Annotated in this window: 3 protein-coding genes and 1 pseudogene; all 4 read left to right on the forward strand. The window is 42.7% G+C overall.

What is annotated here, in order from left to right:
* A partial coding sequence (locus tag QZV24_RS09500) for an autotransporter domain-containing protein (protein ID WP_294523254.1) occupies nt 1-351 on the forward strand: 351 nt, incomplete at its 5' end.
* Nucleotides 352-547: 196 nt separating this feature from the next.
* Entirely contained in the window at nt 548-2,746 is a 2,199-nt protein-coding gene (locus tag QZV24_RS09505) for a SpoIIE family protein phosphatase (RefSeq protein ID WP_294523257.1), read from the forward strand.
* Between the two features lie 4 nt (nt 2,747-2,750).
* Nucleotides 2,751-4,982, forward strand: coding sequence for a SpoIIE family protein phosphatase (locus QZV24_RS09510; RefSeq protein WP_294523259.1), 2,232 nt, complete (start codon nt 2,751-2,753; stop codon nt 4,980-4,982).
* A gap of 157 nt (nt 4,983-5,139) precedes the next feature.
* A pseudogene (locus QZV24_RS09515) lies at nt 5,140-7,566 on the forward strand (autotransporter outer membrane beta-barrel domain-containing protein); the annotation flags it as partial.

Consider the following 7,566-nt stretch of genomic DNA (forward strand, 5'->3'; position numbering starts at 1 on the left):
CAGGGAGCCGGGATATTCGGTCAGAAGGTAAATCGCAAGGGCAATACCTATTTTGCCGGTGGCGTTGGTATGGAATTCAAACGGTATCTCACCGATGGCAGCTACGCTCTGCGGCTGGGCGTGAAGCATGCCTTTAGCGGGGCTGATCCACGGCTTACCTACAGCTATGCCGGTAATGAGGCTGACACTTATGAACTGCGGGGACAGCAGGACAGAACCCACTTTGTTATGTCCATTGGCGGCGAGGCGGAATTTGAGCCGGGCTGGACCTTGGCCGGGGATTTGTCTTTGCAAAAGGGTGCTCATGACAAGGATATAATGGCAGCGGTTACCTTAAGAAGAATGTGGTAATCCGGCTGACAGTGAGGAATACAGACAATACAAATTAAATTTAAAGCTCGTTATATAATTTAGATTTTGCGTATGCTAAATTATGTAGCGAGCTGTTTTTTTAATCATTCTAAAGGGGGATTTTTGCAAACTGTGTAGAAGTAATTAGTATATATGTTTTTTATGAGATGAAAGCCTTTTGGGGTGAATAGATTTGATGAAAAAGATGAATATTCAAAAACGAATATTGGTGACATTTTTGATGGTGGGTCTGCTTACAGTGGTTATGATAGGTCTGGTAAGTTTTAAGGGCTTATACGATATGCAGAAAAGTGCCAATGACAGCAGCTCTCAAATGGGGGATACGGTGGCAACCTATGCCGGGGAGCTGGCCACAGAAAAAACTAAGACCCAAATACAGGAAAATGCCAAGGAAAAGGCTCGTCAGATAGAACGGGAAATGAATATGATTCGAGAGGATACAGAATATCTGGCCAATGTTATGACCCGTATTTTGAATAACCCGGAGGGGTATTCAGCCAAGCAGCTGCCAAATCCTTTGGAACGGCGCATGGCCCCTGGGGAAGCCTATCTCCTTGTTACATCCGCCGTAAAACAGGACTGTGATAATGATATTGTTCAGCAGGAAATAGGGCTGGCCTCCAATGTGGCTGACGATATGGAGGTTATGGCGACATTTTACAAGGATTACCAAACATCGTGCTATTTTGGCTCGAAATATGGTTATTACATCACTCTGGAGTGCTATGATTCCGATGAAATGTACAAACAGATTCATTCGGAAAATTATCACAACAACTATGATCCACGGAAGCGTCCATGGTATAAAAAGGCAGTATCTGAAGGAAAGACGGTTTTTACGGATGTTTATCTGGGCAATGATGGATACCCGGAAATTACTTGTGCCGCTCCTTATTATGACAAGAATGGTTTGGCTGGAGTAGCAGGACTGGATGTACACCTGATATCCCTCTATCGGATTGCCTCTGACCGGTCGCTTGGTACATCCAATATAAATTTTGCCATAAATTCTAAAGGCGAGATTATTTTTTCCTCGGACAAAGAAGGCTGTTTGTCGACAGGAGATGGTAAAAGGTCCCTCCTGAAAGTGCCGGAGGAAAGCTTGGCACGGGAAGCGGAGCATATGGCCAAGGGTGGCTCGGATGTTGTTCCGGTAACCTTGAATGGTGAGGAATATTATTTGGCTTACGCTCCAATGCCATCATTGGGCTGGAGCATTGGTACAATGTTAAAGAAAGAAGAGGTTCTTGCTCCGGTTGATATGGCGCGGGAAGATGTTATGGCCCATGCCAATGATTTTAAAAAATATATTCGCTGGGAATTCTTTAAGGACTCTTTAAAAATAGTTGTTATTATCTTGATAATAGCGTGGTCTTTGGTATATTGCAGCCGATGGATGGCTCAACGCCTGGTTAAGCCGATTACGACCCTTACAGAGGGGGTAATGGATATTGCCAAGGGAAATTTGGACCGCAAAATGGATATTGCTACCGGCGATGAGCTTGAGCGGTTGGCCAACTCTATTAACAATATGACCAAGGATTTGAAAACATATATGAATGATGTGGCCAATGCTACGGCAGAAAAGGAGCGTATAGCTACAGAGCTGTCGCTGGCCCAGGTTATTCAAGAAGGAATGCTGCCAAATATTTTCCCTAAATTTTCCGGCAATCCTCATTATGAGCTGTTTGCAACTATGGATGCAGCCAAGGAGGTTGGGGGAGATTTTTATGATTTTTATAATGTTGATGAAAATCGCGTAGCACTTACTATTGCTGATGTTTCCGGGAAAGGGGTGCCGGCCTCACTCTTTATGGTTATTTCCAAGACCCTTATAAAAAATTATGCTTTGATATATGGGATGGAAGCCGGGACGGAAAAAAATGTTTGGGGGCAAAGTATTGTACGGGCCAATGAGCAGCTTTGTGCCAACAATGATGAAATGATGTTTGTAACAGTATTCTTTGGAGTTATAAATATTAAAAATGGTGAAATTACCTATGTAAATGCTGGCCATAATGCACCGCTGATTGGCCGAAAGCAGGGAGAATCTATTCGTTGGGAATATCTAAAAAAATCCAAGAAAAATTACATGATGGGTGTTAATGAGTTGGCACCTTATGAGGAAGAATATTTAAAGCTGAATCCAGGGGATATGATGTTTTTCTACACAGATGGTGTGACGGAGGCTATGGATAAGGAGAGTCATCTCTATGGCACAGAGCGGTTGTTGGCTACCCTGCAATCTGTTGGAACTGACGACAAATCTGTAAAGGATATATTGTCTGCCATCCGGGAAGATGTTGACCGGCATGTGGCCGGTGCAACTCAATCTGATGATATAACAATGCTGGGAATCCGTTTCTTGGGGTGATACTATGATAAAAAATAAATTTAATATCCAATGGCGGTTTTTCCTGTTGTTATTTGTGGCCGGTCTGTTGTCCTTTGTCATTTTAGGCAGTTTATCTCTGTGGGGGTTATATGATACCCAACAGGAGGCCATGGATAATGGCCGGTTGATGGGCGAGGCGGCCGGAAAATCAATGGAACAAATCACCAGTGAGCTGGCGCAGAAACAATTATTGTCCCAAGCTAAGGAACAGGCCAATTATGTGGATAGAGAGCTGTTTAACATAAAGGAGGACACAGAATATACAGCGGCAATGATGGAGCGGATTTTAGCTCATCCTGAGGAACGGCAGCCGGTTCAGGTCAAGGACCCCCTACAGGAGGCCATAAACAGCGGTGATGTGTATCTCTATTATTCACCGGCCATCCGGAATGCAGAAGCTATGAATAATCTGTCCCATGAAGTCAATACAGTATCTGAAATAACCGATACATTGAAAAATATGGTGGGATTTTATAAAAATTACCAAGGCTCCTTTCTTGTGGCCTCAAAAAATGGTTATATGTTCTGTGCAGATATACTAGTGGCTGACGCGGCCCAGGTGGAGTTTCCCAAGGATTATTTTACTACCTATGATCCAAGGGAGCGTTCGTGGTACAAGTTTGGTGAAGTGGCCGGGAAAGCAACAGTGACGGATATTTACTACGATACCAATGGATATCCGGCAGTAGGTTATGTTGTACCATATGGAATCAATGGTCAGTTTTATGGAATAGTTGCCTTTAATTTCAGTCTCAGTTCACTTTATAAAGCTATCAAGGACAAAGGAATGAATACGGAGGGCATCAATTTTGTATTGACCAATGAGGGTAAAGTAGTCCTTTCTTCAGAAACTACAGGCACATTAGCAGCTTCCGTGGACAGTATTGATTTGCGGAAATCTGCCGAGCAAACATTGGCGGCTCAGGCTGAAAAGATGGTAGCAGGTGAAAGTGGTATGTCCACAGTAACAGTGGATGGAACAGACTATTATCTGGCGTATACCCCTATACCGTCCATTGGCTGGAGTGTGGGAACCCTTAAGAAGGCATCAGAGGTCATAGAACCAGCCAGAGAATCTCGGGCTGTAGTTATGGCCCAAGCCGAGAATTTTGCCGCTACTATGGGAATCTTTTTTAAAGAAAACCTTTGGCGTATGATAGGCTCATTGTTAGTTATTTTGATTGTGCTACCGGCAGTCAGCCGGTTTGCTGCCAAGAGATTTGTAAAGCCTATATTGGTGTTAACTGACGGGGTGGAAGAAATCGCCAGAGGAAATCTGGATAAAAAGCTCCAAATCACCACGGGGGATGAATTGCAGACACTTTCCAATTCCGTAAATAATATGACAGGTGAATTAAAGGAATATATGACTAATCTGGCGCAGGTAACGGCGGAAAAACAGCATATAGCTACAGAACTGTCCCTGGCTCGGGGGATACAGGCGGGGATGTTGCCAAAGATTTTCCCTAAGATTACGGAAAGTGGTGGCATTGAATTGTTCGCTGTCATGGAGTCAGCCAAGTCGGTTGGAGGAGATTTCTATGATTTCTATGCCCTCGATAAGGAGCATATTGCCATTACTATGGCTGATGTATCGGGAAAAGGTGTACCGGCAGCCCTTTTTATGGTAATATCCAAAACAATTTTGAAAAACAATGCCATGGCCATGATTCATGCCCATCCGGTGGAGGAAATTGATTGGTCGGAGGTCTTACGACTCACTAACCAGCAATTGGTGGAAAATAATGATGAAATGATGTTTGTGACAGTCTTTTTCGGAGTAATAAATACCCGAACCGGTGTGTTTACATACATAAATGGCGGACATAAAGCACCATTTATAGGTCGGTTGATTGACGGCCGGATGGAATGGGGCGTTATTCCGGTGGAAAAGAAAAGTTATGTTATTGGCATTTTTGACGATGTAGTTTATAAAGTAAAACAAACACAATTGAATCCGGGGGATATGCTGTTTTTCTATACAGATGGTGTAACTGGAGCTATAAGTATTGATGAAAAATATTCCAGGGAACAGCTTTTGGATATCCTGATTCGTTTTGGAACGCCTGCCGCCTCAGTGGAAGCTATATTGAAAGATATCAATAAGGAAGTTTCCGCATATATTACCAATGAGGCCCAGGAAGATGATATTTCCATGTTGGGAATGCGCTTTCATAATTTTGGGCAGATGGCCAATGATAAAGCTATTCATTAACAGCAAAATGTGAGTTATTCAGTGAGAGTTTTATGCTATCACTGAATTTGGAGTGAATAAATCCGGGGCTTTACCGGTACAGACTATTACCATAGTGAAGGATGCCTCAGCATCTGTTGATATAAACTTTTTCGCATATTGGAAAGGTGTGAAGGATATGAAGAAAAAAGAAAAGATATCGCATAAACGCCTGTGTGTATTAACAGCTTCGATTGTTCTAGGGATGTCATCGATGTCCGTAGCTAGTGCCGGTGAGATAATTTCCAGTGGCGGTAAAGAAGTTTTTGATGTAAATATTGTTGATGTAACAAATACAAATAAAGAACAGATAAAAAAATTTATAATTTGTATTGATGATAAAAATCCTATGAGTATAAGCAATGATAATAAGGTGGGGATTTTAAAGGGGGTACAGTATTGGGCTGATATTTTGGCCGCGGGTTTAAAAACAACTCATCCGGCCCAGATTTTTGTGAGTGGTATGGCGAATGAACAAAATGCATATGCCACTTCGGTTGGATATGCACAAGGGTACTTTACCAATAATCCATATTGGGAGGAGTATCTTCAGGGGCTACGGGATTTAAAGAATGTAAATGTAGAAAATTTTACAATTGGTGCGGATAATAAGGTATATGAAAATGGACATCTGGTGGATAATGGGGCCTATGGAACAATTTCCTTTGGACAGTTTATGGGGGCAACACGGCAAGGGACTTCTGATGGCTGGTGGATGAAAAGCAATACCGTATTGCCGGATAGTGAGCAGTCTGTCGATGGTGTAGCTATGATACGCCATGAAGTGGGTCATGCATTGGGAATCACGGCAGCGCATAGGGTATTGACGGATGAACATGGCAAGCCGGTTGTGGATCAGGATGGTAATACTATATATGTTTTACCGGGGGCATTGACCAAGAACAACACATTTCTGAATCATATTTATGACCAGAATCTTAATCGGGCCGGCTTGGAGCATCTGATTGTTACATCAAAGGAGTTTGAACGGTGTCATGCGGCAGATCCTAGTCTTAAGCCATCCGATTTTTTCATCGTCGATAATATACATAATAAGAACTTTACATCGGAAAACCCACGAGCTGGCAAGGCATTTTTTATAGGTGACAATGTATCTGAAGTATTAAAGGGCCGAACCTTTGATGGTGTTGATGGCCTGCCACTGAAAACTTGGGAGTATGATTCAGCTAAAAATTTGATACTGGATTTGGTCCATTTTGAAATAGGTGGACTAATGAGCCATGATTTCTATCGCAATATAACTGTGTTTAATGAGGCGGAGCTGGCCTCATTGCAGGATATTGGCCATACCATTGATCGGCGGGCTTATTTTGGTTATTCCATTTATAATGATAATATAACCTTTACTAATACCAATGGTTATTCAGCCCGTAACAACGCAGGTACGGGCTATATTGACGAATTCAGTACGATCCCATTGGGTATAGGTCTACATGTTTATGGTACCAATAACAATATTACCCAGGCGGCCAATATTTGGACCAAGGGCGAAGGTGCTGTGGGAATTTTGGTGAATGGAACGGGAAATAAACTAACCCTGGCCAAAGAGTATGAAGTTCATGCCGATGGTACGGAGGGGGTAGGTGTGTTGGTATCCTATGGGAGTAATCAAATATTTGATCAGCAGGGAACCGTTACTGCCAATGGTGAAAAGGGCAGTGGTGTACGCTTTGATTTTGGTTCAAATATGCTGGGGGCTGATGAAGTTTATCGGGGGTCATTTATTGCTTATTCCAGAGATGTAGATGCCCAAAATGGAACAATCACCAAGGCTGAAAATGACAATTTCTATGATGAAACGGATATGGATAAGTACAGGCCGGAGCTTGGCGGTCCGATGATAAGTGAATACAATCTGTCGGGTACCTTGTCCGGTGGAGAGAATGCCATTTATATTGGCAAAAATGCCTTTGTACAGGCCATCAATGTCAATTCAGGTGCCTCAATAAATGGTAATATAACCTCCAATTGGAAACAATTTGGGGATCCGGCCTATGAAGGAGCCTATTACTATGATATAAAGGAACCAAAGCGAGATATTCTCCGTATTCAATATAATGGCATGATGGAAAAAAAGGGATATGAATACTATAAATATATACCTGATTTGGTGACCAGTCTGAATGTTAATACGGATCTAAAATATGATGGAAAGATTACCGGTTCCGATAATATGAAGCTGAATATCAACGCCGGGACTCTGGTTTATGGAGGAGCAGCCGATGTGGTAAATGTCAATGTGGCTAAGGGGGCGACATTATTTGGTGGTAAATTCACCGTAAATGATATGACTTCGGTGATAGCGGCTGGTTTTAGCGATGCAACCACGGGTAAGTTCTATAACCACGGGACAATTGGGGCAGCTACTGCTGATGATGATATGGTTATTAACGGCAATCTGATATCTGATGGTGTACTGGCTGGCTATGCTGGGGGCCAAAAGGGACAGATTGTGGTTTCCGGAACAGCAAATGTAGATGGTTCTATGATTTCCATTGACAATGCATTGCCAGGGGATGAAATGACGGTGCTGAAGGCTGACAGC

This window comes from uncultured Anaerovibrio sp., from assembly GCA_902786545.1.
Classification (GTDB): domain Bacteria; phylum Bacillota; class Negativicutes; order Selenomonadales; family Selenomonadaceae; genus Anaerovibrio.